Source organism: Sphingomonas sp. AC522 (assembly GCF_979258125.1).
Genome location: NZ_OZ409836.1, coordinates 2,285,524 through 2,311,675, shown reverse-complemented (window position 1 = coordinate 2,311,675; position 26,152 = coordinate 2,285,524). Strand labels below are relative to the sequence as shown.

27 protein-coding genes and 1 tRNA gene are annotated in these 26,152 nt (G+C 64.1%); 1 reads left to right on the top strand and 27 read right to left on the bottom strand.

The genetic code is table 11. The annotated features are described in order from the left end of the window. Positions 1-33: 33 nt before the first annotated feature. The 8 genes from ACZZZM_RS11465 to ACZZZM_RS11430 form a co-directional block, all read right to left on the bottom strand. Entirely contained in the window at positions 34-723 is a 690-nt protein-coding gene (locus ACZZZM_RS11465) for a retropepsin-like aspartic protease family protein (RefSeq protein ID WP_463595227.1), read from the bottom strand. Then, positions 720-1,487 (bottom strand): MBL fold metallo-hydrolase, encoded by a 768-nt coding sequence (locus tag ACZZZM_RS11460; protein ID WP_463595226.1) that lies wholly within the window; start codon positions 1,485-1,487, stop codon positions 720-722. Before ACZZZM_RS11460 ends, ACZZZM_RS11465 begins: the two co-directional genes overlap by 4 nt. Before the next feature lie 106 nt (positions 1,488-1,593). Continuing rightward, the gene (locus tag ACZZZM_RS11455) at positions 1,594-2,394 is read right to left on the bottom strand and encodes a TatD family hydrolase (protein ID WP_463595225.1); all 801 of its coding nucleotides are present in this window, start codon (positions 2,392-2,394) and stop codon (positions 1,594-1,596) included. Between the two features lie 82 nt (positions 2,395-2,476). Then, positions 2,477-3,973: a methionine--tRNA ligase gene (gene metG / locus ACZZZM_RS11450; RefSeq protein WP_463595224.1), complete on the bottom strand. Its 1,497-nt coding sequence runs from the start codon at positions 3,971-3,973 to the stop codon at positions 2,477-2,479. 23 nt (positions 3,974-3,996) lie between these two features. Beyond that, positions 3,997-4,971 carry an AAA family ATPase gene (locus tag ACZZZM_RS11445; RefSeq protein WP_463595223.1) on the bottom strand — a complete coding sequence of 325 codons (975 nt, stop codon included), beginning with the start codon at positions 4,969-4,971 and terminating at the stop codon, positions 3,997-3,999. A gap of 143 nt (positions 4,972-5,114) precedes the next feature. After that, a complete protein-coding gene (locus tag ACZZZM_RS11440; protein ID WP_463595222.1) occupies positions 5,115-6,281 on the bottom strand; it encodes a D-alanyl-D-alanine carboxypeptidase family protein in 1,167 nt (388 codons plus the stop codon). Positions 6,282-6,295: 14 nt separating this feature from the next. Next, a complete protein-coding gene (locus tag ACZZZM_RS11435) occupies positions 6,296-7,339 on the bottom strand; it encodes an SPOR domain-containing protein (RefSeq protein WP_463595221.1) in 1,044 nt (347 codons plus the stop codon). Positions 7,340-7,514: 175 nt separating this feature from the next. Beyond that, positions 7,515-8,561, bottom strand: a complete 1,047-nt coding sequence (locus tag ACZZZM_RS11430; protein ID WP_463595220.1) for a lytic murein transglycosylase — start codon at positions 8,559-8,561, stop codon at positions 7,515-7,517. Between the two features lie 105 nt (positions 8,562-8,666). On the opposite strand from ACZZZM_RS11430, the gene ACZZZM_RS11425 reads away from it, so the two are divergent. Next, positions 8,667-8,753, top strand: a tRNA-Ser gene (locus ACZZZM_RS11425). 116 nt (positions 8,754-8,869) lie between these two features. Here ACZZZM_RS11425 and ACZZZM_RS11420 read toward each other — a convergent pair. From ACZZZM_RS11420 to ACZZZM_RS11330, 19 genes are all read right to left on the bottom strand, one after another. Continuing rightward, a complete protein-coding gene (locus ACZZZM_RS11420; protein ID WP_463595219.1) occupies positions 8,870-9,349 on the bottom strand; it encodes a hypothetical protein in 480 nt (159 codons plus the stop codon). Between the two features lie 162 nt (positions 9,350-9,511). Beyond that, positions 9,512-9,847: a PilZ domain-containing protein gene (locus ACZZZM_RS11415; protein WP_463595218.1), complete on the bottom strand. Its 336-nt coding sequence runs from the start codon at positions 9,845-9,847 to the stop codon at positions 9,512-9,514. 140 nt (positions 9,848-9,987) lie between these two features. Further along, a complete protein-coding gene (gene rpmE / locus ACZZZM_RS11410; RefSeq protein WP_463595217.1) occupies positions 9,988-10,218 on the bottom strand; it encodes a 50S ribosomal protein L31 in 231 nt (76 codons plus the stop codon). 98 nt (positions 10,219-10,316) lie between these two features. Next, positions 10,317-10,796, bottom strand: coding sequence for a 3-hydroxyacyl-ACP dehydratase FabZ (gene fabZ, locus ACZZZM_RS11405; protein WP_463595216.1), 480 nt, complete (start codon positions 10,794-10,796; stop codon positions 10,317-10,319). Further along, on the bottom strand, positions 10,793-11,542 hold the full coding sequence (locus ACZZZM_RS11400; protein ID WP_463595215.1) for an OmpH/Skp family outer membrane protein: 750 nt from the start codon (positions 11,540-11,542) through the stop codon (positions 10,793-10,795). The genes fabZ and ACZZZM_RS11400 overlap by 4 nt, the downstream gene beginning before the upstream one ends. Beyond that, positions 11,542-14,331, bottom strand: a complete 2,790-nt coding sequence (gene bamA / locus ACZZZM_RS11395) for an outer membrane protein assembly factor BamA (protein ID WP_463595214.1) — start codon at positions 14,329-14,331, stop codon at positions 11,542-11,544. Before bamA ends, ACZZZM_RS11400 begins: the two co-directional genes overlap by 1 nt. Positions 14,332-14,425: 94 nt before the next feature. Then, complete coding sequence (gene rseP, locus ACZZZM_RS11390) at positions 14,426-15,559, bottom strand: RIP metalloprotease RseP (protein WP_463595213.1); 1,134 nt, start codon at positions 15,557-15,559, stop codon at positions 14,426-14,428. Beyond that, positions 15,556-16,713, bottom strand: coding sequence for a 1-deoxy-D-xylulose-5-phosphate reductoisomerase (locus tag ACZZZM_RS11385; protein WP_463595212.1), 1,158 nt, complete (start codon positions 16,711-16,713; stop codon positions 15,556-15,558). Before ACZZZM_RS11385 ends, rseP begins: the two co-directional genes overlap by 4 nt. Further along, complete coding sequence (locus ACZZZM_RS11380) at positions 16,713-17,480, bottom strand: phosphatidate cytidylyltransferase (protein WP_463595211.1); 768 nt, start codon at positions 17,478-17,480, stop codon at positions 16,713-16,715. The genes ACZZZM_RS11385 and ACZZZM_RS11380 overlap by 1 nt, the downstream gene beginning before the upstream one ends. Beyond that, complete coding sequence (locus ACZZZM_RS11375; RefSeq protein ID WP_463595210.1) at positions 17,477-18,208, bottom strand: isoprenyl transferase; 732 nt, start codon at positions 18,206-18,208, stop codon at positions 17,477-17,479. Before ACZZZM_RS11375 ends, ACZZZM_RS11380 begins: the two co-directional genes overlap by 4 nt. Positions 18,209-18,322: 114 nt before the next feature. Then, a complete protein-coding gene (frr, locus tag ACZZZM_RS11370) occupies positions 18,323-18,880 on the bottom strand; it encodes a ribosome recycling factor (protein WP_463595209.1) in 558 nt (185 codons plus the stop codon). Positions 18,881-18,891: 11 nt separating this feature from the next. After that, the gene (pyrH, locus tag ACZZZM_RS11365) at positions 18,892-19,611 is read right to left on the bottom strand and encodes a UMP kinase (protein ID WP_463595208.1); all 720 of its coding nucleotides are present in this window, start codon (positions 19,609-19,611) and stop codon (positions 18,892-18,894) included. 112 nt (positions 19,612-19,723) lie between these two features. Continuing rightward, entirely contained in the window at positions 19,724-20,041 is a 318-nt protein-coding gene (locus tag ACZZZM_RS11360) for a hypothetical protein (protein ID WP_463595207.1), read from the bottom strand. Between the two features lie 230 nt (positions 20,042-20,271). After that, the gene (gene tsf / locus ACZZZM_RS11355; RefSeq protein WP_463595206.1) at positions 20,272-21,210 is read right to left on the bottom strand and encodes a translation elongation factor Ts; all 939 of its coding nucleotides are present in this window, start codon (positions 21,208-21,210) and stop codon (positions 20,272-20,274) included. An 86-nt stretch (positions 21,211-21,296) separates the two neighbouring features. Further along, positions 21,297-22,235, bottom strand: coding sequence for a 30S ribosomal protein S2 (gene rpsB / locus ACZZZM_RS11350; protein ID WP_463595205.1), 939 nt, complete (start codon positions 22,233-22,235; stop codon positions 21,297-21,299). Positions 22,236-22,655: 420 nt separating this feature from the next. Beyond that, positions 22,656-23,477, bottom strand: a complete 822-nt coding sequence (gene pssA, locus ACZZZM_RS11345) for a CDP-diacylglycerol--serine O-phosphatidyltransferase (protein WP_463595203.1) — start codon at positions 23,475-23,477, stop codon at positions 22,656-22,658. Beyond that, the gene (locus tag ACZZZM_RS11340; protein WP_463595202.1) at positions 23,474-24,202 is read right to left on the bottom strand and encodes a phosphatidylserine decarboxylase; all 729 of its coding nucleotides are present in this window, start codon (positions 24,200-24,202) and stop codon (positions 23,474-23,476) included. Before ACZZZM_RS11340 ends, pssA begins: the two co-directional genes overlap by 4 nt. A gap of 50 nt (positions 24,203-24,252) precedes the next feature. Next, positions 24,253-24,513, bottom strand: a complete 261-nt coding sequence (locus ACZZZM_RS11335; RefSeq protein ID WP_463595201.1) for a DUF1467 family protein — start codon at positions 24,511-24,513, stop codon at positions 24,253-24,255. Position 24,514: 1 nt separating this feature from the next. Further along, complete coding sequence (locus ACZZZM_RS11330; RefSeq protein ID WP_463595200.1) at positions 24,515-26,152, bottom strand: ribonuclease J; 1,638 nt, start codon at positions 26,150-26,152, stop codon at positions 24,515-24,517.

The window sequence follows — 26,152 nt, the reverse complement described above, 5'->3', positions numbered from 1 at the left end:
TCTGTAAGAACGATAATATACATTATGTAAAATCTATTCCTGCTCGGCGGGGATCTTCTCAGCCTTGATCTCTGGGCGCTTGCGTTCGCCGCCACGGGTCGTTTGCTCCGGCGCGGCAGCTTCGACACTTGCGGCGCCATCGGGCTCGAGGATCAGCTCATTGCCCTGGACGCGCCAGGATTTGAGCCGCGACAGGAAATTCATGCCGAGCACGTCCATTTCGCCGAAGCTCGGCGATATCACCACGTGCAGATCCTCGGTCGTCAGCGATCCGATCTCGAGCTTCTGCAGATTAGCCTGCGCGGCCTGGACTTCGCCGTTAGCCGTCTCAATTACGGCCGGTGGCCGGCCATTGTCGGTATCGATGCCCGCGGCCTCCGCGGTCTTGGTCGACATGGCAGTGATCGTCGCGCCGCTATCGATCAGCATCCGCCGCTCATAGCCGTTGAGCTTCACGCGCGCCCAGAAATGCCCGTCGCGCGCCATGCGGATGCGGACCACACCGCCTTCGGCGCGCTGCTCCTCATTGCCCGTAAGCGATGCGAAGAACTGATCGATCTGATCGCGGTGATTGAAGCCCAGGAACAGCACGGCCCCGATCATCAGCCAGACGATGAAGCTGCCGACCAGACTTCGGAACGGCACGCGCCGCGTCGCCAGCGCGCTCATCGCGAGCACGAGGAACCCGACCAGCAAGATCACCTGCTGCGTATCGTCGTTCAAACCAGCACCTCCATGCCATCATAGCCCGGCTCGACACCTTGTGGCAGCGTAGCGGCGAGATCGGCATAATCCATGCTGTGATCCATATGAACAAGCACGGTATGGCGGGGCACCAACTCCCCTGCCCAGCCCAGCACCGAATCCAGATGCGGATGCGTGGGGTGCGGGGCGCGACGCAGCGCATCGACCACCCAGAGATCGAGATCCGCGTAATGCGCGCGCATCTCGTTCGTCATCGCGTGGAAGTCTGTAGCATAAACTATTGATTTATCGTTACTATTGAAGCGCAGGCCAGCCGAAGTGATGTTGCCGTGCGGCTGATCGGTCACGCTAATTTCAATGTCACCGATGCGGATGCTGTCGGGCAGGGTCTCGATCGCGATCGTCGGCCGATAATTCGGATGGCCGAAAAAGGCGTAGGCGAAGCGGAGCTCGAGCTGCTGGCGTGTGAACGATCGCGCTAGCCCGCGAACGGGCTCGCCGCCGCGCGCGTGCATGATCTGACGGAGATCGTCGATCCCGTGACAATGATCCGCGTGATCGTGCGTCCAGATTACTGCGTCGACATCGCTGATATCGGCGGCGAGGAGTTGCTCGCGCATATCCGGGCTGGTGTCGATCAGGATGCGGGTGGTTTCGGTCGAGACCAGGACCGAGGCGCGGGTGCGGCGGTTCTTGGGATTGGCGGGATCGCAGGCGCCCCAATCGTTGCCGATGCGCGGGACGCCGGAGGAAGTGCCCGAGCCGAGGATGCGGAGTTTCAACACGACTCTCCGTCATCCCCGCGAAAGCGGGGATCCAGAGCCAAGCAGGGTATTGCGAGCAACCCTGGGTCCCCGCTTTCGCGGAGATGACGATTAGGGACCGGAATCACGCTACCGTTTTCGAGAAAAGGGTGTGGAAATTAGCGCGCGTGATGTCCGCCAGCTCCTCGGCATCCTGCCCGCGCAGGTTGGCCAGGAAGCGGCAGGTATCTGCTACGAAGGCGGGTTCGCCGGTTTTGCCGCGATGGGGCACGGGGGCAAGGAAGGGGGCGTCGGTTTCGATCAGCAGCCGGTCGAGCGGCAGGCGGGCTGCGGTTTCCTGGAGGTCGCGGGCGTTCTTGAAGGTGACGATGCCCGAGATCGAGATGTAGAAGCCGAGATCGAGCGCGATATCGGCGAATGCGCCGCTGGCGGTGAAGCAGTGGATGACGCCGGGAAAGGCGCCCTTCCCCATCTCGTCACGCAGGATCTCAGCGGTGTCTTCCTCGGCGTCGCGGGTGTGGACGATGATCGGAAGCTGGGTTTCGCGGCTCGCAGCGATATGCGCGCGGAAGCTGGCGCGCTGCCGATCGCGGTCCGAATGATCGTAATAATAATCGAGCCCGGACTCGCCGATGCCGACGACGCGGGAGTGCTGCGCTTTCTCGATCAACTTGGCGGCATCGACATCGGGATGCTCGTCGGCTTCGTGGGGGTGGATGCCGATTGACGCCCATACGTCCGCCTCGCGTTCGGCGACGGCGATGACCTCATCCCATTCGCGCTCGCGGGTCGAGATGTTCAGCATTGCGACGACGCCGGCATCGCGGGCGCGGGCCAGCACTTCCGGCTGCTGCTCGCCCAGGCCTTTGTAGATCAGGTGGCAGTGGCTGTCGGCCAGTTTCACGCTTCCATCCTTATTTATCATTCCCGCAAAGCGGGAACCCAGAGCCACCAAGGGTCCGCTTGCGACTCCTGGGTCCCCGCTTTCGCGGGGATGACCGTGTCGGTCACGCGTCTTCCTTCAGCTCCAGCCTCGGGAAGATGGGGGTCGGCGGTGCGATACGGAAGGCCGGGTCGTCTTCGGGACCCAGTTGTTCGAGCAATTTAGCCGCGGACGTCGGCACGACCGGCTGGATGGTGACGCCAAGACGGCGGATCGCCTTGAGCAAGGTGCCGAGCACCGCATGCATGCGATCGGGATCGGTCTTGCGCAGCGCCCAGGGCGCTTGGGTGTCGACATATTGATTGCAGGCGAAGACGCCGACCATCCACGCCTCGATCCCCTGGCTGAGCGCCAGATCGGCGAAAGCGCGCTCGAAACCTTCGCTCGCATTGCCGACTTCGGCCAAGAGCGCCTCGTCGGCGGGATCCGCCCTCCCCGGCTCCACCCGACCTTCGCAATTCTTCGCAACGAAGGACAGAACGCGCTGCGCGAGGTTGCCGAAGCTGTTCGACAGATCGGCATTAGCGCGCGTGACGATCGCTTCGTCGCTGAACGTCCCGTCATTGCCGAAGCTGACGTCGCGCAGCAGGAAATAGCGCAGCGCATCCTTGCCGTAGAGATCGGCCAATTCCATCGGATCGACGACGTTGCCGACCGACTTGGACATTTTCTCCCCGCGATTGAGCAGGAAGCCGTGGCCGAACACTTGTTTTGGCAGGGGCAGCTTGGCCGACATCAGAAAGGCCGGCCAATAGACTGCGTGGAAGCGGACGATGTCCTTGCCGATCAGATGGAGGTCGGCCGGCCAGTATTTCGCAAACCGCTCGGGATCGTCGGGATAGCCGGCGCCGGTGATGTAGTTGGTCAGCGCATCGACCCAGACGTACATCACGTGATCGGGCGATCCCGGCACCGGCACGCCCCAATCAAAGCTGGTGCGGCTGACCGAGAGGTCGATCAGCCCGCCCTCGACGAAGCGCATAATCTCGTTGCGGCGCGATTCCGGGCGGATGAAATCGGGGTTGGCGGCATAATGATCGAGCAAGGGCTGCTGATATTTGGAGAGGCGGAAGAACCAGGTTTCCTCGACAGTCCATTCGACGGGGGTGCCCTGCGGCGAAAGGCGGCCGTCGCCCTCCCCGGTCAGTTCCTTTTCCTCGTAGAATGCTTCGTCGCGGACCGAGTACCAGCCTTCGTAGCGATCCATATAGAGGTCGCCGGCATCGGCCATCGCCTGCCAGATCGCCTGGCTGGCCTTGTAATGCTCGGGCTCGATCGTACGAATGAAACGATCGCACGAAATATTTAGCCTGTCGGCCATCTCATGGAAATAGCCGGACATTTCGTCAGCTAGCGCGCGCGTTTCGATGCCGCGGCCGCGTGCGGTCTGGACCATCTTGAGGCCGTGCTCGTCGGTGCCGGTCTGGAAGAAGACGTCGCGGCCCTGCTGGCGCTGGAAGCGTGCAATGGCGTCGGCGGCGATCATTTCATAGGCATGGCCGATATGCGGGCGGCCGTTCGGATAATGGATCGCGGTGGAGATGTAATAGGGTTCGGCCATGCGCGGGCTTTAGAGCATGGCGGCTAGCGCGCCAACCTTGCGATCAGCCCGCTCATTTCGAAAACCGTGGCGCTGGCATCCAGCGACAAGCCTAGCGCGCTGCCGGTGAGCTCGCGGGCGGCGGCATAGGCGTCGAGCGCAGTGCGGAGCGCTTCGCCGCTCTGCAGTCGGGCGCGTTCGGCGATGAAGGTCGGGGCGCGGTCGAGAAAGGCTTCGTAGCGCGGCTGCGCGGCCTTGGTGCCCAGCAGCTTGGCGAGGCGAACGCGGATGGCATTGCTGGTGTCGCCGGTGTCGGCGAGGGCATTCATTTCGGACTCCAGCGCGGCGAGATCGAGGCCGGCAAAGCCCAATGCGCGGCCGGGCGAGCCTTCGCCGGCGCGGACCAAGGCATCGAGTTCGGCGGGCGTTGCATCGGGGAGGCGCTCGCGGAGGATCGGCGCGACCTGGCTCGGCGGCAGCGCCTCGAAGCGGAGCAGGCGGCAGCGCGAGCGGATCGTGGGGAGCAGGCGGCCCGGCGAATGGCTGACGAGGAGGAAGATAGTGCCCTGGGGCGGCTCCTCGAGGCTCTTGAGCAGCGCATTGGCGCCGCCGCGCTCGAGATCGTCGATCGAATCGATCAGGATCACGCGGCGCGAGGACAGCGAGGGCTTGTTGGCAAACAGCGCCTGGAGATTGCGGACCTGCGCGATGGTGATCGAGCGGGCGAGCGCCTCATCGGGCTTGTCGGCATCCTTGGGCAGGCGGACCAGCTCGCGATAATCGGGATGCGCGCCGGAGGATGCGTAATGCGCGGTACGCGTCGATTCGGGGACTTCCCAGCCGGGCGCCAGCGCATCGGGCTCGGCGGCTTCGGCGAGCATCCGCAGCGCCGCGGCACGGGCGAAACTGCCCTTCCCCACCCCCTGCGGCCCGGCGATCAGCCAGGCGTGATGCAGCGCCCCACTCGCCATCGCCGCGGCCAGCGCCTCGCGGGCGGAATCGTTGCCGATGGGGAGCATGACATCCTTATAACGATCCTCCCCGGTACGGGGAGGGGGACCATGAGAAGCATGGTGGAGGGGCGTGCCGCTATCGATTCGCTCGCGGAGAACCCCCTCCGTCACGCTTCGCGTGCCACCTCCCCGTACCGGGGAGGATGGGGTCAGGCGCCGAACAAACCCCACAGCCCCAGCCAGGCGCGGCGGAAGAAGCCGGCTTCGCCGACATCCGCCTGCGCGACCAGCGGCAGGGTCTGCTGGGGCATGCCGGGCGAATCGATGACCAGGTCGGCGATATGGTCGCCGGCTTTGATCGGCGCCTTGACCGGCCCCTGATAGACGATGCGGCCCTGCATTTCGGGCGAAGTGCCCGCGGGCACGGTGGCGGAAAGATCGCGCGGAGCGATTGCAGAGACGGTGCCGGCGCTGCCGCCCTGGACTTCGACATCGCCGACCGGCTTGCCCTTGCCGACGATCGGACGCGGCGACCAAGCGCGGAAGCCCCAATTCATGAAGCGGACCGATTCGGAAGCGCGGTTGCCGAAACTGTCGAGCCCGGCGACGACCATCACGAGGCGGCGCCCGCCCTGCTCGGCCGAGCCGGTAAAGCCGTAGCCGGCCTCGTCGGTGTGGCCGGTCTTGAGGCCGTCGGCGCCCGCAACTTTGCCGAGCAAGGGATCGCGGTTCGACTGGCTAATCGCGGCGCCCGCGCCCAGCGTCTTGCCCCAGGTAAAGCTCGGCAGCGAATAGAATTGCTTGTAGAGCTGGGGATGGTCGAGGATCGTCGCCTTGGCGAGATGGGCCAAGTCGCGGGCGGTGACGAAGGTGCGGCCTTCATCGGGCCAGCCGTTCGAAGTGCCGAACTGGCTGTTCGAGAGGCCCAGCTTCTTGGCATATTCGTTCATGCGCTGGACGAACGCTTCCTCGCTGCCCGAAATGCCCTCTGCCAGCACGACGCAGGCATCGTTGCCCGAAAGCGTGACGATGCCATTGAGCAGATCGGTGACGGTCGGCTTCTCGCCGACGGCAAGGAACATGGTCGAGCCCTGGCTGTGCCACTTCTTCCAGGTCTCGGGCATGACTTCGACCTGCTGGTCGAGCTTGAGCTTGCCCTGCTTGATCAGGTCGAAGGCAACATAGACCGTCATCATCTTTGCCATAGATGCGGGCGGGATGCGGCGATCGGCGTCCTTGGCGTAGAGCACTGCACCGGAGGACAGATCCTCCATATAGGCGATCGGAGCGGGCGTATCGAAGGGCGGGTTCGCCGCGTTCGTCGGAACGGCCGCAATGGCCAGTGCGAGAATCGAGGCGGCGATCAGCTTCTTCATGGGGCTCCGTCCATCTAATTGATGACGCGAGCATCTCCATAGCCCGCGCCAGCGGCCCGTCTCCGCGCCGCCTCGGCCTCTCCGCGGGTTGCGAAGGGTCCGAGCTGGACGCGGTAGAGTCCGCCACCCGGCTTTACGAACCCGCCCATGCTTTGGGCAAGCGATTGCGCGTTCGCTGCGTTCGAAAGTGCGGCGACCTGCACGACCAGCCCGCCCCGCGCGGGGGCGCGGGTGGTAGTGACGGTGCGCGTGGGGGCTGCGTAGCTCGGCTGCGCGGGCTGCACCGCGGCATATCCGCCGGTCGGCATGTGCTTGCGCAGCGCATTGAGCAGCACCGGCGGCGTGTCCGGACGCTGAGTCGCGGCCCGGCCCTGGTTGAGGGCGGCCTGATCAGCGGAAGTCGGCGTGACTGCGCGAACACGCACCGCGATGGTCTGCGGACGATCATAGCCGAGCTGGCGCGCCGCGCCTGCGGACAAATCGATCGGATGGTCCGCGCCTGGGCCCATGGCGCCGGTGATAAGCACGAGGATCGTCCGGCCGGTATCGAGCGAAGTCACTTCGACAAAGCTGTTGGCCGGGAGCGAGCGGTGAACCGCGACGACGGCGCCGTCCGCCGCTCCCCCGCCGGAAACCGCGCGGATGCCGGCATAGCCGACTTCGTCGTAGCGCGAATTGCCCTGGCGCGATGAGCCGCTGGGGCCCGCGGCCCCTGCCGCCGGATCCGCCACGTCCTGCGGCATCGGCTCTGGCGCACGATAGGCTTCGCGCTGCGGCGGAGGTGCATAGGTCTGTGGTTGCGGTTCGCGGTACGCGCCGGGCGCGTTGTAGGAGGCGCCGGGGGCGCCATCGTTGCGATATTCGGGCTGCACCGCTTGCTGAGGCGCCGGCTCGGGCTGGCGAGAGCCGTCACGCCGGCCCTCCCCTCCCCAGGCTTGGGCCGCGACCGAACCCTGTCCGGCGGCGGTTTCGGGGCCGTAATCGGCATAGCTCCGTCCCCCGCCACATGCGGCAAGGGTCAGGGTGAGGGCGGCTGCGAGGCTCGTTTTCCAGATCATCGAGGAGGAGGACTAGCGGGAAAGCGTAAAAATTCGGGCAACTCACTACCTCTTTGTCACCCCGGACTTGTTTCGGGGGGCCACGGTGCCGCCATGTACCGGACAAGAGGCTCAAGCTTTTCGTCCAGTCGCCTGATGGATCCCGGAACAAGTCCGGGGTGGCAGCTCACAGGCGCTAGCGCTCGACCTCGTCAGCGAGCAGCCCGACCGACAGCGCGTAGAAATTCGAGCAATTATAATCGAGGATCACGCGATAATTGCCCGTGAGCAGATAGGCGGTCTTTCCGGGACCATCGGGCTCGAGCAACGTCGCCTGGACATTGTCCGCGGGCCAGGCGCGGCCGGTCGGCACCAAGCCGAGCGCGCGCCACTCGCCCATAGTCTTCCAGCGGCTATGGCGATCATGCACGCGGGGGCAGCGCGGGCTGTTGGTGCGGGCAGCAAGCGCCGCGCGGTTGAGCCCGGCGGGCACGCTCACTGCGAAGCCCCAGGGCTGGCCGGCGCGCCAGCCGGCATTGACGAAATAATTGGCGATCGACGTCAGCGTGTCTGCCTCGCTGGTCCAGATATCGGCCATGCCGTCGCCATCACCGTCTCGCGCCAGGCGCAGATAGACCGAGGGCAGGAACTGCGGACCGCCAAATGCGCCCGCCCAGCTGCCGACCAATTTTTCGCGCGGAACGCCACGATCGATCATCTTGAGGGTGGCAATGAATTCGCCCGAGAACAGTTCGCGGCGGCGGCCTTCATAGGCGAGGCTGGCAAGCGCGCGCGGCAGGTCGAACCCGCCCATCACCCGGCCGTAATTGGTCTCGTGGCCCCAGATCGCGACCATGATCGATTCGGGCACGCCGGTCTCGCGCTCGATCTTCTCCAACCGCCAGCGCTGGCGCTGATAGGCGGCGCGGCCCTGCGAAATGCGCGCGGCATCGACATGCCGGGTGCGATAGGGCTCGAAATTGGGAATCGGCGCGTTCGGGCGGCTCTCGGGCTGCTGCCGGTCCAGCTCGACGACGCGGGCATTGTAAGTGAGGCCGGGGAGCACCGAATCGATGGTTCGCCGGCTCACCCCTTCCGCGGCGGCCTGGCGCGCCAGCGTCTGCAGATAGCCCTGGAAACCCTGCTCGTCCTGCGCGACCGCAGGCCCGGCCGCAGGCGAGGCGGCAACCACCGCTAACGCCAGTGCCGCAGTCCAGCTCGAAATCTCACGCCAACCCCACATGCGGAGACAGTGCCACAGCGTGGCGGGCGCGTGAATCCCCAATTGCCGCCATTCACCAACATTTTGTGGCGAACTGGCGCAGGGGGCGCTAGCTGGCCTTCGCGCGGAGAGGTGGCCGAGTGGTTTAAGGCAGCGGTCTTGAAAACCGCCGTGGGTGGAAGCTCACCGTGGGTTCGAATCCCACCCTCTCCGCGTGTTATTGTTTTTAGGGCCTCGCATAAGCTCGGGCGGCCGTTTGGCCTTGCGAACCCTGCGGGTTCGAGCGTCTCTGGAAATCTGGCCGCGTGCCTGCGAATCGCGTTGCTTGGCTATTGCTGCGGCATGGCCCGCCACAAGGCGGCAGCGACCCCGCCCCCGCCGACGCTGAAGGGCGGACTTTCGTCCTTACCATCGATTCGCAGCACTAGCATCGCCGTGAGTGCGGATGGGCGGAAGGCGCGCGGCTTGCGGTAATCCGCCAGCCCGTCTCGGACTGCGTAGAAGCCATTGGCGCTGGTCGTGGTTGGGGCGAGCCGCGGGGTCAGGCGCCACGCCCGCAACGTACGAAAATTGGTGGCTGCATAAGGCGAGGTCAGCGTGATCGGCCCCACCGCGACGATTTCTGCGGGAGCGATGTCGAATGGCGCTGCGGCGCGGCTTTCGAATTCGGCCAGTGCCCCTGTCGGTGTGGGAAGGCTGCGCAGCCGCACGACTACATCGCCGCGAAGCGTCAGCGTGCCCTCATGGCCGGGAAATTGTACCGAAACCGGAACCAGCGGCGGCGGGAGAATGCGGGATGCGGGCGTCACGGCATTGCGCTCGCCCGCCAAGGTTGGCGTAGCGACGCAGCATGCGATCGCGCAAATAAACAGGCCCCTGACCATCACCGTTCCCCAACCGTGAGCCAAGGATGGTGGATCAGGAATGCGGTTAAAGCAATGCGGCAGCAATCGGGCTGCCCCGAAACAGCTTCACTGTGTCGTAAGTGTCTCGAAAGCCTCGGGTGTCAGCGCGTCCTGAAACTCGACACCGGCTTCGAAATCGCTCGACCAGACCACTTTGGCGGCGACATGCCCGATCTTCGGCAGCGCGAGCCAGATCATCGTACCCAGGCGCAGCTCGGAATAAGTCTGGATGCCGGCGCCATGCACCGACAAGTCAGTGACCTTGCAGAGCGCGCGATCGAGTCCACCGCGGCCGATACGGGCGTCCAGCGAAACCGGCGCGCGCGGGCTGCGCCGGCGGCCGAGTTTCTCGGCGGGCTCGTATTCAGCGGCGAACGTCGCGTGCTTCGGCTGTGCTTGCATGACAAGGAAAATAGGCGGGCGTGGCTAATGGCGCGTTAACGACACCGGAAAAGCACGTAGGTGCTGCACAAACACAAACGCCGCCCGGTTTCCCAAGCGGCGTTCGCAAAGATGGAGGGCCGCGGTCTGCGGCCCCCCGATTACTTCTTGGCGAGGCTGAGGCCGCCGAAGCGCTTGTTGAAGCGCGCGACCTGGCCGCCCTGATCGAGAAGCTGACCGCGGCCGCCGGTCCAGGCCGGATGCGCCAGCGGATCGATGTCAAGCGTCATCGTGTCGCCTTCCTTGCCCCAGGTGGAGCGAGTTTCGAACACGGTGCCGTCGGTCATCTGCACCTTGATCATGTGGTAATCGGGATGCGTGTCTTTCTTCACGGTCGAATTCCTTGAGATGGCCGCTGGTTACCGACCAGCAGCGAGAGGCGCGCGCCTAGCAGAGCAAGGCACGCGGCGCAACTATCGGCTTTGCGGGATCAGGCCTTGGGCGGATCTGCGATCATGGCAGTGAATTCGCATTCGGTGGCGACTTCGCCGTTCAGCATCGCCTTGCCGGCAAATTTGCAAACGCGGCTGCGCTTCTGGATGAATTCCACTTCGAGGCGAAGCAGGCAACCCGGCTCGACCGGCTTGCGGAACTTCACGCCGTCGATCGACATGAAATAGACCAGCTTGCCCGAGCCGGCGAGGCCGAGGCTCTCCACGGCGAGCACGCCCGCGGCTTGCGCGAGCGCCTCGACCTGGAGGACGCCCGGCATGATCGGCCTTCCGGGGAAATGCCCCTGGAAGAACTCCTCGTTCATGCTGACCGCCTTGATCGCCACGATGCGCTGGTCGATGACGAGTTCTTCGACTCGATCGACCAGCAGCATCGGATAACGATGCGGAAGCGCCGCCATCACTCGCCCGATATCGAGCGGGCCGATATTGGCGCCTCCCGTTTCGGCTTCGCTCACCGGGGTTCGGCGGGCTTTGCGGGAGCAGGACGTGCGCCAGCGGCAGGAGCCGGAGCGGCACCGGGCTGCTGTTGCTGCTGCGCGGCCTGCTGATAGGCGCGGATCTGCGCGATCTGGACGAGCTGCTGCTGGATCGCGAGCGTCTCGCGGCTCGGCTGCCAATCGGCAGGCGGAGCGATGCTGACCGTGGGAAGCGACTTGTCGAGCTCGGCGACGATCGCCGGGCTGATATCCGCCGAATCGGGAGCGTACATGATCACGTCGGGCTGAAGCACGACCGAGATCTTGCGCGCGGTGACGACGCGCATCTGCGCTGCCTCATACTGGCGAAGCACCGACTCGATCGCGAACAGCTCGGCGCGGGCGGCCGGATTGCTGAGGCGCCCCATGTCGTTCTGCGCATTAGTCTGGGCAGTCTTGATCTTATCGATCGCCGGGTTCTTGGCGTTCTGAGCGGCTTTCAGCTCGTCATCGCTGACATTGCCGTCCTTATTGGTGTCGAGCTGCGCCACGAGCGGCTTGAGCTCGGTGTCGAGCGCGGTGCGGCGCTGCTGCATCTGGTCGAACGACGACTTGTACGTCGTCGAGATCTGCTGGTTTGCGGCGGCGAACGCCTTGGAATTGCCGACCACCGTGGTGGGATTGGCAAAGGCGATGCCGTTGACCTGGGCATGCGCGGGCGCGGCAACGGCGACCGTAGCGGACGCGCCGAGCATCGCGGCAATGATGCGCTTCTTGGTAGTCATTAGAACTGAGTCCCTACGTTGAAAGTTACGAGCTTGGTGTCATCACCCGGGGCCGAGAGCAGCGCCTTTGCGACGTCGATCCGCAGCGGCCCGAATGGCGAATTCCAGTTCACGCCGAAGCCGATCGAAAGGCGCGGCTTGGCGCTATCGCCCACATAGCGCTCGAAGAAGGGCGCGGTGGGAATGTTGTAACGCGTGTTGATCGACGTGCCGACGCACGGGCCACCGGCAGTGGCCGAGAAGCCGACCGTGCAGGTCGTCAGCGCGCCCGAATTGGTCGTGTCGCTGCCGCTCACGACATAATAAGGGTTGCCGTTGGCGTCGTTGATGAAGTTGTCCTTGAACAACAGGGTCGGCGAACCGTCCTTGTTGAACATCAGGCCGCCGCTAGTGTCGCGCGCCTGTTGGAACTCGATCGTCTTGCCCGGACGGGTGATCCGGAACAGGCTGCCCGCCATCACGAAGATCGACGGACGCAGGCCCATTTCGGCAGCACCGGCGCCGAGCGGAATCTCGAGCTCGGCCTTGGTCAGGTAATACGCCCGACCGCCGATGGCGTCATCGACGATCTGCTCCTTGTCGGTCACCAGCAGCTGCGTTCCCGACGTCGGATCCCCGGTATAGGGAATACGCTGGACACGCGGGCCGACGCCGCGAATGTCGAAGCCGCGAAACTGCGGCTCGCCCAGATAGAAGCGATCGGTGATGCGGACGGTGTCGATGCCCGCGCCGCGGCTCTTCTCGAGGCTGTGGATATAACCGCCCTCGGCCGAGACCGAGAAGATGAAGCCGCCGCCGACGTTCCAATATTTGTCGGCATCGAAGCGCGCACGCGCATAGCGAACCTCCCCGCCAAGGCCGGCAAAGTCGGTGCTGACGGTCAGCCGTTGGCCACGCGTCGGGCGCAGACGGCTGTTGAGGCTGTCATAGATGAGCGAGAGGCCGACCAGCGAAGTCAGGCGGTTGCCCACCGCTTCGCAATAATAGCGGCCGGCCTTGACCGGATCGCACTCGTTGGCGTCAAACGAGCCGTTGCTGTTGAAGTCGGTGTAGAAGCTGGTGCGGTCCAGCGTGACGTTGTCCTGGACCAGCGAATAACGGCCCGACAGCGTCCAATATTCGGTCAGCGGCACGCCGGCGACGAGCTGGAAGCCGGTCGAAACCTGGCTGTAAGTCGTGCTGCGATCCGAGCCTATATAGTTGAACGCGTTGTAATCGCGGCGGAACACCGATCCGCCGAGCGCGACATTGGTGTCGAACAGATAGGGCTCGGTGAAGCCAAGCTCGATCGACTTGGAATAGGTCGAATAATCAACCGATGCCGAGATCGTCTGGCCCTTGCCGCGGAAATTGCGCTGGCGGATCGAGGCCTGGAGAATGAACTGCTCGAGGCTCGAGAAGCCCGCCGACAGTGTCAGTTCGCCATTCGCCTTCTCCTCGACGTTCGCTGCAAGCACGATGCGGTCCGGCGCGGAGCCGTCCTTGCGCTCGATCTCGAACTTGTCCTGGAAATAGCCGAGCGAATTGATGCGGTCCTGCGAGCGCTTGACCAGGAAGGTGTTGAAGGCATCGCCCTCAGCCACGCGGAACTCGCGGCGGATGACCTTGTCCTGGGTCTGGCGGTTGCCGGTGATTTCGATGCGCTCGATATAGGTCCGGTTCGCCTCGGCGATGCGGAAGCTCATCGTCATCGTCAGCGCTTCCTTGTCGCGCTGGAATTCGGGACGGACGTCGGCAAATGCGTAGCCGAAGATGCCGGCAGTCTCGCTCAGCTGCTCGACCGTGTCTTCGACGGCCTTGGCGTTATACCACTGGCCTTCCTTGATCGGCACTGCCGCCGCCAGCTTCTTGTCGTCGAAATCGCGGATCGCGCTCTCGACCGTGACCGGGCCGAATTTGTAGCGCGGGCCTTCCTCCACCACATACGTGATGATGAAGTCCTTCTTGTCCGGAGTCAGCTCGGCGATGGCCGAGATCACGCGGAAATCGGCATAGCCCTCGGTCAGGTAGAACTGGCGCAGCTTCTGCTGGTCATAGGCCAGGCGATCTTGATCGTATGACGTGTTCGAGCTGAAGATCGACTGGATGCGCGCCTGCTTGGTCGCCATCTCGCCGCGCAGCTTGCCGTCGGAAAACACTTCGTTGCCGATGATGTTGATCTGGCGGACCTTGGACTTCGGGCCCTCGTTGATCTCGAACACCACGTCGACGCGGTTCTGGTCGAGGCTGACCATCTTGGGCTCGACATTCGCCGCGAAGCGACCCTGGCGGCGATAGAGCTCGACGATGCGCGCGACATCGGCGCGAACCGAAGTGCGGGTGAAGATCTGGCGCGGACGGAGCTTGACCTCCTTGTCGATCTTTTCCTGCTTCAGCCGCTTATTGCCTTCGAAGATCACGCGGTTGATCACCGGATTCTCGCGAATGCGGATCACCAGATTGCCGCTCTCGACGCCTTCGATCTGGACGTCGGCCAGAAGCTCGGACGCCAGCAGGTCCTTAATCGCCTGATCGACCGTCTCGTTGGTATACTCGCCCCCCGCGCGCAGGCGGGTGTAGGACAGCACCGTATCCGGCTCGATACGCTGCGAACCCTCGACGCGAAGCGTCTTGATCGTGCGGACTTCCTGCACGGGAGGCGGAGCAGCTTCCTGGGCGGCCGGAGCAGCTGCCGGCGCCGCTGTCGGAGCGGGAGCGGCAGGAGCGGTCTGCGCGAACGCAGTTCCGCCCAGTGCAAAGCCGGAAAGGATCGTCCCCGCGAGGAGCGTCGCCGTGGCGCGTGCGCCCATTTTCGTCACCTTTATCGCAGTCACATCCCACCCCAGTCGGAATTCAAATACACCGGTTGGCTTGCCGGGCATCTACCGCCCTGCCCCAACCGCATCAGCCGATCAACCCGGCCAGATTTTTCCAGACGCCGAAAGCGCCCAGATCGTTCAGCGTAACCAGCAGCATCAGTGCCACAATCGCGATGAGTCCACCACGAAACGCCCATTCCATTACTTGCGGTTCGGTTGGTTTCCGCCGGACCGCCTCGACTGCGTAGAACAGCAAGTGACCGCCATCCAGAACCGGAATTGGCAAGAGGTTGATGAACCCCAAGTTAATCGAGATCAGAGCGATCAGAAAGACGAACTCGGTTGGTCCCATTGCGAGACGTTCGCCCGAAACCTGCGCGATCTTCAGCGGCCCGCCCAACTCGGAGAGCGAACGGCGACCGGTGATGATCTGGCCGAGCCCGTCGATCGTCATCTGGACGATGTCGCCGGTGGTGCGCAGACCAATCAGCGGCGCTTCGAGAATGCCGACCGACGTCAGCACCGGATCCGACGGACCAATCCCAAGCTGACCGATGCGAAACTGATTGCCGAACCGGTCTTTCTCGGTCCGGACGCCGATCACGGCATCGACCGAACGCGACTCACCGCCGCGTTCATACTCGACGCGCACCGCTTCGTTTGGCCGAAGCTGGGTGTATTTTACCATGTCGCGATAGGTATCGACCGAACGCCCGCCGAGCGACGTGATCCGATCGCCGGGCTGCAGCCCCGCCGCCGCAGCCGGACTACCAGGCACGACCAGCCCGACCGTGCTCGGCGTGCGATTGTCGCCATATGCGAAGGCAAACGCACCGAGAATCAGGATTGCGATGATGAAATTGGAAATCGGTCCGGCAGCGACGATGACCGCGCGCTGCCATAGCGGCTTGGACTGGAAGGTCTGCGCGCGTTCCTGCGCGGGAAGTGAGAGCCATTCGGGCGACGGCTGGCTGGCAGGGTTCATGTCGCCGGCGAAGCGGACATAGCCGCCAATCGGCATCCAGCCGAACTTCCAGCGAGTGCCACGGCGGTCCGTAAAGCCCGCGACCTCGCGGCCGAAGCCGATCGCGAACTCGTCCGCCTTCACGCCGAACCAGCGGCCCGCGAGATAATGCCCAAGCTCGTGCAAAAACACGAGCGGCCCGATCACCAGCGCAAACGCCAGGATCGTTAGCAGGATGCCGGGATTTTCGATCAAACGACGCAGTCCTTCACACGCTCGGTCGCCCGCGCCCTCGCCTCTGCGTCGACTGCCAGCACGGCATCGAGGCTTTCAGGGGCAGCGGGATCGTAGCGGTCAAGCGTATCGTAAACGATTGCGGCAATTTCAAGAAACTTGACGGCGCCGGCAAGGAAGGCGGCAACCGCGACTTCATTTGCTGCATTGAGAATGGCGGGACGCGCGCCGCCTGCCGCCAGCGCCTCGCGGGCCAGCTTGAGCGCCGGGAAGCGGACATAATCGGGCGCCTCGAAATCGAGCCGCGCGATCTTCGCCAGGTCCAGCCGCTCGCAGGGCGTCTCCATCCGATCGGGCCATGCCAGCGCATAGGCGATCGGCGTGCGCATATCGGGCGGGCCGAGCTGTGCGAGCGTCGAGCCATCGACATATTCGACCATCGAATGGATCACCGATTGGGGATGGACCACCACGTCGAGCTGGTCGGCGCGGATGGGGAACAGGTGGAAAGCCTCGATCAGCTCGAGCCCCTTGTTCATCAGCGTCGCGGAATCGACCGAGATCTTGGCACCCATCGACCAATTGGGATGCGCAACGGCCTGGGCCGGCGTGATCGCACGCATATCTTCGAGCGAGGTGGTGCGGAACGGGCCACCGCTTGCGGTGAGGATGATGCGGCGGACGCGCTCGGGCGCAGTGCGATCGAGGCATTGGAATACGGCATTGTGCTCCGAATCGACCGGCAGCAGCGTTGTGCCGGCGGCGCGCGCGGCAGCGGTCATCACGTCGCCGGCGGAAACGAGCGATTCCTTGTTGGCCAGCGCGACGATGCCTCCCGCCTCCAGTGCGGCCATTACCGGCTTGAGCCCAGCGGTGCCGACGATTGCGGCCATGACCCAATCGGCCTGCATCCGGGCAGCTTCGCACACGGCATCGGCCCCTGCCCGCGCCTCGATTCCGGAGCTGCCGAGCGCATCGCGCAGCGGCTGAAGGCTGGCCGGATCGGCGACCACCGCCAGCTTGGCGCGCGTGCGGATTGCCGCGTCCGCAAGCTTGGCGACATCGCTGTTGGCGGTGAGCGCGACGACTTCGAACGCCTCCGGATCGCGCTCGATCAAGTCGAGCGTCGAACTGCCGACCGATCCGGTCGCGCCCAATATCGTCACGCGTTTCATCAGGTTAGCGCCAGAACCAGCAATGCGGCCGGCGGCGCCACGAAAACCAGGCCGTCGAGCCGATCGAGCAGCCCGCCATGGCCGGGGAGCACCTTGCCCGAATCCTTGACGCCGGCCTGGCGCTTGAGATTGCTCTCATAAAGATCGCCGAGCACGGACAGGACCGCGAGCAAAGGCGTCACATAAGCGAGCTGGACCGGAAGGCCGAACAGCCAGACCAGCCCGAATGCACCTAGTGTCGCGCCGATGAGCCCGCCAAAAAAGCCCGACCAAGTCTTTTTGGGGCTGATCGCGGGGGCGAGCTTGGGCCCGCCGATCGCGCGGCCGGCGAAATAGGCGGCGCTGTCCGCGGCCCAAACCAGGCCCATCGCCCAGAAGGTCACCAGCAATCCCTGTGGCTGATCGCGTAATACGATCAGTGCGAGAACCGGCACCCCGACATAGATCGTGCCCAGCGCCAACCGGAAGCTCTTGGTCACGGCGCCGGTGAAGAACAGCGCCGCGCCGATCAGGCCGAGCGCGAGGAACGGCGTCGCCCCCGTCCACGGACACATTGCCGCAAGCGGGACCGAAAGCGCGTACTGAGCCAGGCGAAGCTGCTTGAGCTCGGCCCCGGCCAGTTCGCCCCACTCGCTCATCATTAGCAGCCCGGCAACGACCAAGACCAGCCAGAAGACCGTGCCGCCCCAATAGAGCGCGAAGGCGGCGCCGGCGATCAGCGCCATTGCCACGCCGAAGCGCGTGCCGAGATCCGATCCCTTGCTCATAGCCCACCGAACCGGCGCTGACGCTTGCCGAAATGCGCGAGCGCGTCGGCCAGCGAGTGCTCGTCAAAATCGGGCCACAGCGTGTCGACAAACAGGAATTCGGCATAGGCCGCCTGCCACAACAGGAAGTTGGAGAGGCGCTGCTCGCCCGAAGTGCGGATCAACAGATCGAGCGGAGGCAGATCGCCGGTGTCGAGCGCAGCTTCGAACAGGGCTTCGTCGATGCTGGCCGGATCGAGATCGCCGCTTCGGGCGCGCTCGGCGAGATGGCGCGCGGCCGCAGCCAGTTCGGCCTGAGCGCCGTAATTGAGCGCAATCACGAGCGTCGGCCCGGGATTGTCCGCGGTCCGCGCGACTGCACCGTCGATCATCGCGACGAGATCGGAGGAGAGCTTGCGCCAATCGCCGATGACGCGAAGCTTGACGCCTTCCGAGACAAGTTCGTCGAGCTCGCTCGCCAGGAAATGGCGAAGCAGGCCCATCAGATCGCGGACTTCGTCCTCCGGACGGCGCCAATTCTCGGAGGAAAAGGCGTACAGGGTCAGGACCTCGATACCGAGCTTGCGCGCGGCGCGGGCAATGCGGCGCACGGCTTCGACGCCCTGCTTGTGCCCGGCGATACGCGGCAGCATCCGCTTCTTCGCCCAGCGCCCATTGCCGTCCATGATGATGGCGACGTGGCGAGGCGGAGAGGTCACGGGCATTTCGGGAGCGGGTTTAGCGGCCATCATCAAGCAATTCCGGGAGCGCCCCAAAAATGGGGACAGTCCCTATTTTCCAGTCATAGCCGCAACCACCAGCGCCCACATGGCCTGAAAAAATAGGGACTGTCCCCATTTTCCTCACCGGCCCATGATTTCCTTTTCCTTAGCGGTGGCCGCAGCGTCGATTTCGGCGATCGTCGCGTCGGTCAGCTTCTGCACCTCGGTCTCGTGGCGCTTGCGATCGTCCTCGCCGAATACGCCCTTTTTCTCGTCGGTCTTGAGGCTGTCATTGCCGTCGCGACGAACGTTGCGCACCGCGATGCGCGCAGCCTCGGCATATTTGCCGGCGAGCTTGGCGAGTTCCTTGCGGCGCTCCTCGGTCAGGTCCGGGATCGGCAGGCGCAGCGTCTGGCCGTCGACGATCGGATTGAGCCCGAGGCCGGCCGAGCGGATCGCCTTGTCGACCGGGCCGACATTGGTTTTGTCCCATACCTGCACCGAGATCATGCGCGGCTCGGGCACCGAGACGGTGGCCACCTGGTTGAGCGGCATCTGCGCGCCATAGACCTCAACGGTTACCGGATCGAGCAGGTTGACCGAAGCGCGGCCGGTGCGCAGCCCCTGCAAGTCGCTCTTCAGCGATTCCACCGCGCCGTGCATGCGGCGCTCGAGATCGGCCTTTTCGTAAGCGGGCATGTAAGTCTCTCCTATGCGGCCTGAACGATCGTCGCGGTAGCTTCACCCTTGAGCACGCGGGCAAGATTGCCGCGCTCGCGGATGTTGAACACAACGATCGGGATATTGTTATCGCGGCAAAGCGCCACTGCCGATGCGTCCATGACCTTCAGATTGTCGGACAAGACACGGTCGTAAGTCACGGTTTCGTAACGCGTCGCGGTCGCAACCTTCTTGGGATCGGCATCATAGACCCCGTCCACCGAGGTGCCCTTAAACAAGGCATCGCACTTCATCTCGGCGGCGCGGAGCGCTGCGCCCGAGTCAGTGGTGAAAAAAGGTGAGCCGACGCCCGCGGCGAAGATCACGATGCGACCCTTCTCCAGATGGCGTTCGGCACGGCGGCGGATGAAGGGCTCGCAGACGCTGGCCATCGGGATCGCCGACTGAACCCGCGTCGAGACACCGATCTTCTCGAGCGCATCCTGCACTGCCAGCGCGTTCATTACCGTCGCGAGCATCCCCATATAGTCGCCGGTGGCGCGGTCCATGCCGCGTGCGGCACCTGAAATGCCGCGGAATATGTTGCCGCCGCCAACCACCACGCACAACTCATAACCATCGGCGCGGACAGCCGCGATTTCCTCGGCAACACGCGAGATCACATCGGGATCGATCGAGAGGCCGCCCTCCCCCATCAAAACTTCGCCAGAGAGCTTGAGCAGGATACGTTTGAAGCGGGGAGCGGTCATTTTGGCCTTGAACAAGGGAGATAAGCAAGCGGCGCGGACCCTAGAGGAGCCGCGCCGCAGGAACAAGCACGAAGGGGAGCCGAGTGCGCGAACGCTGACTATCGACCCTTGGTCAGTATCTGCAGTTGTGCTTGATCGTGTCGGCGTAGATCCTGATGGTCCGCCTGATATAATCGGCCTTTACGGGTTGCTGGGCATGCGTCTTGTCGCTCCGGTCGAGCCCCTCGGTAACCCCCTTGACCCGGCGGCCGCATTGTTCGGCAGTCCAGCCCGGTACGCGAAGGTCGGCAGCTATTGCCGATGCCACTGCCATTGCGGAATCCATGTCTGGATTACGCTTTTCATCGCGGCAGGCGAGCGCCGCGGCGGAATACCAGATCACCGCTTGCTGCTTCAGAGAGACCTGACCATTCGGCTCCCGCGCGGACATGGCCTGGGTGCGTAGAGCTGCTCCCTCGCTCAACAAGGCTGAGCAGGCAGGCTGCGGTTGCGCTTGGCCAAAGCTCCACAAACCGGCGATTACGAGTATCATGATCATTCCCCTCTAGCATGGCCAAGCTAGCGGCTGAGGCGGGGCCGAACAAATGACAAGGGATGTCAGAAACGACAACGGGCGCGGTTGCCGAAGCAACCGCGCCCGCATTCAACCCTGGAGGGTTATCAGGCCTTATTGAGACCGGCAGTCGCTGCCACTTCGGCGGCGAAGTCGCTCTCTTCCTTCTCGATGCCTTCGCCGAGTTGGAAGCGGACATAGTCCTTGAGGGTGATCGTCGCGCCGGCATCCTTGCCGGCCTTGGCGATCACATCGGCGACGGGCGTCTTGCCGTCCATGACGAAGGCCTGCGTCATCAGCGCATTCTCCTTCTTGAACTTCTCGATCGGGCCATTGAGAATCTTTTCGGCCACTTCGGCGCTCTTGCCGACGATCTTCTCCGCGTTCTTTTCGCGCAGAATCGCGGCTTCACGCTCCACGACTTCGGGATCGAGATCGTCGACCGTCAGCGCCAGCGGGAAAGCAGCGGCGATGTGCATCGCGATCTGCTTGCCGAGCGGCTCGAGGACGTCGACGCCGGCATCCGACTCAAGCGCGACGAGCACGCCGATCTTGCCGAGGCCGGGAGCAGCCGAGTTATGGACGTACGGGATCACCGCACCGTTGATGACCGAAACGGCCTTGGCGCGGCGGAGAACCTGGTTCTCGCCGATGGTGGCGATGTTGGCGACGAGAACTTCGTCGACGGTGCCGCCGGCAGCCATCGAAGCGGTCTTGAGCGCGTCGACATCGTCGCCTTTTTCGAGCGCGATCGAAGTCACTTCGCGGACGAAGCCCTGGAAAATCTCGTTCTTGGCGACGAAATCGGTCTGGGAATTGACCTCGACGGCAACGCCCTTGGTGCCGGCGACGGCGACGCCGACCAGGCCTTCAGCGGCGGTGCGGCTCGACTTCTTGGCGGCGGCGGCAAGGCCCTTCGAGCGCAGCCAATCGCTGGCGGCTTCCAGGTCGCCTGCGGTTTCGGTCAAAGCCTTCTTGCAATCCATCATGCCGGCGCCCGAACGCTCGCGCAGTTCCTTGACGGCGGCTGCAGTGATCTCTGCCATTTCAAATTCCTTAGGTTTTCAAACTGGTCGGGCGGAGCAGCGCTTCATGCCCTGCCCCGCCCCGATTTACAGGTACGTGACGACGCTTACGCGTCGATCTGGCGCTCGCCTTCGGCGGCCGTTTCCGGCTCGGTCGATGCGGCAGGAGCCTCGGGCTCGGCTGCAGCAGCTTCCGGCTCCGCGGCAGCAGCGGCAGGAGCTTCGAACTCCTCTGCAGTCACCACGGGAGCGTCGGCAGCAGGCGCTTCATCCGCAGCAGCGGCCGGTGCGGGAGCCTGGACGGCTTCCTCGACGGGCGCGACTTCCTGCGCGCCGATATCGATACCGGAGTTCGCCTGGCGATCCTGGCCACCGCGGGTGGCGGCGATCGCGATCGCTTCGCAGTAGAGGCGGATCGCGCGGCTGGCGTCGTCATTCGCCGGAACCGGGAATGCGATGCCATCGGGCGAAACGTTCGAATCGAGGATCGCGACGACCGGGATACCCAGCGTGTTCGCTTCCTTGATCGCCAGCTCTTCCTTGTTCGCATCGATCACGAACATGATGTCGGGAACGCCACCCATGTCGCGGATGCCGCCGAGCGAAAGCTCAAGCTTGTCCTTCTCGCGGGTAAGGTTCAGCACTTCCTTCTTGGTGAGGCCGTGCGTTTCGCCCGAAAGCTGCTCTTCGAGCGTCTTGAGACGCTTGATCGAGCCCGAGATCGTCTTCCAGTTGGTGAGCATGCCGCCCAGCCAGCGATGGTTGACGAAGTGCTGGCCCGAACGGCGCGCTGCCTCTGCGATCGGCTCCTGGGCCTGGCGCTTGGTGCCGACGAACAGAACCTTGCCGCCGGCGGCAACGGTCGAGTTCACGAACTCGAGTGCGCGCGCGAAGAGCGGAACGGTCTGCGAAAGATCGATGATGTGGACGCCGTTACGGTCGCCGAAGATGTAAGGCTTCATCTTAGGGTTCCAGCGATGCGTCTGGTGCCCGAAGTGCGCGCCCGATTCGAGCAATGCCTGCATGGAGACGACAGGTGCCGCCATAGGGATATATCCTTCCGGTTGATCCTCTGGGAAGCGAGTGATCCAGCTAGCTGGACACCGGGTTATGTTGCTTCCCATGTGGGGTTGAGGGCGGGCCGTTAGCCGGAGCCGCCGCATATTGCAAGCCAGAACAGTGATGGAACATGTCTTGACATCGGAACATCCACGGAACATACAGGGTCCAGAACGCGGACAGGGAACGTCATGCGGCGCCAAGCGTAAGGAATCATTAGGATTCCTGCCACGTTGGCAAAAAGGGGACCGGGTCGATGAGTATCTTGCTTAGCGTACTGTTGTTCGGAACCGCGCTCGCCGCTTCGATATGGACGCTTTACATCAGCATCAAGCCGCAGCTTCGCCGCTATCGGGCTTTGTTCGCTCCTGCCGCAGCACCGGCATTGCCGATGCGGCCGACGCGAGTCACGGTGCGATGGGCTCCGGTTCGGGCTCCCGCACGGACGCCGATGCGCGCAGCAGCCTGATACGGCGATAGCTGGTAATGCTGAACGGGATCGTCGCCAGATAGAGCAGTGCGATCCCCGCAAGCGTGGGCCAGGGCGCGGCGACCAGAGCGGCAACCAACGCCGCCAGGATTACCAGCACTTCGAAACGAATGCGCTGCTTCAGCCGAATCGAGGGCGCATAAGTCGGGATGCTCGATATCATCAGCAACGCAACCACCAGGCTCCACGGCGCCACGAAATAAGGCTGGTTTAGATGCGGCTCGGCAGTCGATAGCCAGAGATAGAGCGGAGCCAATGCCAGGATGGCACCGGCGGGTGCCGGGACGCCGGTGAGATAGCCCGCAGACTTATGCGGCTGCTCGTTGTCGATGCCGGCATTGAACCGCGCCAGCCGGAGCACGCAGAACAATGCGTGCACCAGCGCGACCATCCAGCCGAAATTGCCGAGATACTGGAGCGACCAGAGATAGAGGATCAGCGCAGGCGCGACGCCGAATGCGATGGCATCCGACAAACTGTCCAGCTCAGCCCCGAAGCGGCTTTCCCCACGCACCAGCCGCGCGACCTTGCCGTCGATCCCGTCGAGTAGGCCTGCGATCAACACCATCAGAACGGCCTGTTCCCACTTGGCGTCGATCGCGAAGCGGATTGCCGTCAGCCCCGAGCAGAGCGCAAGGGCGGTGACCGCGTTCGGCGCGATTGCCCTCAGGGGAATGCCACGAGGAACGCGCGGAGGGCGGGCCGCGCGCGCAGGCCGGACCCGCGGGGGGCGGCTCACTGGGATATGCCGGCCGCGTCGGGTGCGCCGCGCTTGGCGAGGATCGTCTCGCCCGCGATCGCGCGCTGGCCGAGCGCCACCTGGCAGCCATAGCCTTCGGGCAGGAACACATCGACGCGGCTGCCGAAGCGGATAAGGCCGACGCGCTGCCCGGCGACGACCATGTCGCCCGCCTTGACGAAGCTGACGATGCGGCGGGCGACCAGCCCCGCGATCTGGGTGAAGCCAAAGCGCGTGCCGCTCTTGTCCTCGACTACGAAATGCTGGCGCTCATTCTCTTCGCTCGCCTTGTCGAAGTCGGCGTTCATGAACTTGCCGGAGATGTAGATCACATGCTTGATGGTACCGGTGATCGGCGTGCGGTTCACATGGACATCGAACACGCTCATGAACACCGAGACGCGGATCATCGGCTGGTCGCCCAGCGCATGTGGGCCACTGAGCTCGGGCGGCAGCGGAACGCGCTCGATCATCGTGATCAGGCCGTCGGCGGGCGAGACGATCAGCCCCTCCCCCTGCGGCGTGACGCGCACCGGATCGCGGAAGAACGCCGCAACGCCGAGCGTGAGGAACACGAGCGGCCAAGTGATGAAATCGAAGACGAACAGGCTGAGCAGCGCAATCGCAGCGGCAATCGCCACATATTTGCGCCCCTCGGGGTGAATCTCCGGGAAACGCCATTTGACCGTAGTTGTGCCGATCGGCGGCTTATCGAGCGATGCCATTCCCCGCCTCTAGCCCGCCTGCCCCGGCATTCCTAGACCCGCGCCGCGCCTCAAACCGTCCAATCGAGCATATCGGTGGTTACCCAGCCAAAGATGTAGTTGAGCAGGAAAATCCCGAACAGGACGCTGGCGACGATCGTAGTGCGGATCAGGACGAGCTTCGCGTTGAACTGATGCGGCGCGCTGGGCGCTTGGCCGGGAATGAGAGGGACCCCGACCTCGTCGCTGGTCTTCACGCCAAAGGGCAGAACGAAGAACACCGAAAGCGCCCAGAAGAGCATGTAGATCGCGAGCGCCGACTGCCACTGCATGTCAGGCCTGTACGATCAGCACGTCGACCACGGGCTTCTTGCCGGTATAGCGCACCGCGACGCGGCGGACCGACAAGCGCAGCGCCTCGCGCAGCTTCTCGAGATCGCGGCTGCTTTCCTTGCTCACGGCCTGCGCCGCAGCCTGGCACGCGTCGGCGATGAAATTGTCGCGGTCTTCCTCGACCGGCACGCCCTGAAGGCGGACTTGCGGCTCACCGACCAACCTGCCCTGACGAATCGCCACTGCGACCGAGATCTGGCCGTAGAGCGCGACGCGGCGGCGTTCGTTGATCGTCGAGCCATCGGCCGGCAGGATCACGTCGCCATCGAGCACGAGCCGGCCAACCGGCGCGTTGCCGACCTTTTTCGGGCGACCGGGTGCCAGCTTCCAAATGTCGCCATTCACCTGGTTGATCGCCTGCGGTACCCCCTCGGACAGCGCAAACCGCGCCTGCTCGTGCATGTGGCGGACCTCGCCGTGCACCGGGATCAGAATTTCGGGGCGGATCCAGCGGTACATCTCGGCCAGCTCGGGGCGGCCGGGATGGCCCGAGACGTGAATGAAGGCCTGGCGGTCGGTGATGATCTCGACGCCCTTGCCCGCGAGGATGTTCATGATCCGGCCGATCGCGATCTCGTTGCCGGGAATCTGGCGCGACGAGAACAGGACGGTGTCGCCCTTGTGGACCTTCAGGACATGGGTGTCCTCAGCGATCCGATTGAGCGCGGCGCGAGGCTCGCCCTGCCCGCCAGTCGCCACGATCATCACCTGGTTGGCAGGAAGCGACATGGCAGTGTCGAAGTCGATCGTATCCGGGAAATCGCGCAGATAACCGGTGGCCTTGGCGACGCGGATGATGCGGTCGAGCGAACGCCCCGCGACGCAGAGCTGGCGCCCGCAATCCTGCGCGACTTCCCCCAGCGTCTGGAGGCGTCCAGCGTTGGAGGCGAAGGTGGTGACGAGCACGCGGCCCTTGATCGCGGCGACGACTTCGTCGAGCCCCTTGCGGACATCGATCTCCGAACCCGAGGCTTCGGGATTGAACACATTGGTCGAATCGCACACCAGCGCCAGCACGCCCTTATCGCCGATCGCTGTCAGTTCGGCGGCGGTCGATGCCCCGCCCAGAGCGGGGGCTTCATCGAGCTTCCAGTCGCCAGTGTGGAAGACATTGCCATACGGTGTTTCGATCAACACCGCATTGCCCTCGGGAATCGAATGCGCGAGCGGTGTATAGGTGATGCGGAACGGGCCGATATCGAACGGCCCTTCTTCCTTGACGACGTTGAGCTCGATGCGGTCGGCATTGCCTTCCTCTTCGAGCTTGCCGTGGATCAGGCCGGCAGTGAACGGCGTCGCGTAGAGCGGCACGCCAAGATCGGCGGCGAGATAGGGCAGCGCACCGATATGATCCTCATGACCGTGGGTGAGCACGATGCCGATCAGCTCGTCGAGGCGCTCCTCGATAAATTGCAGATCGGGGAGGATCACGTCCACGCCGGGATAGTTCGCGTCGCCAAAGGTGATGCCGCAATCGACGATCAGCCATTTGCCGTTACAGCCATAAAGATTGACGTTCATGCCAATCTCGCCCGAGCCGCCAAGCGCGACGAAGAGTAGTTCGTTACCAGGTGTCAC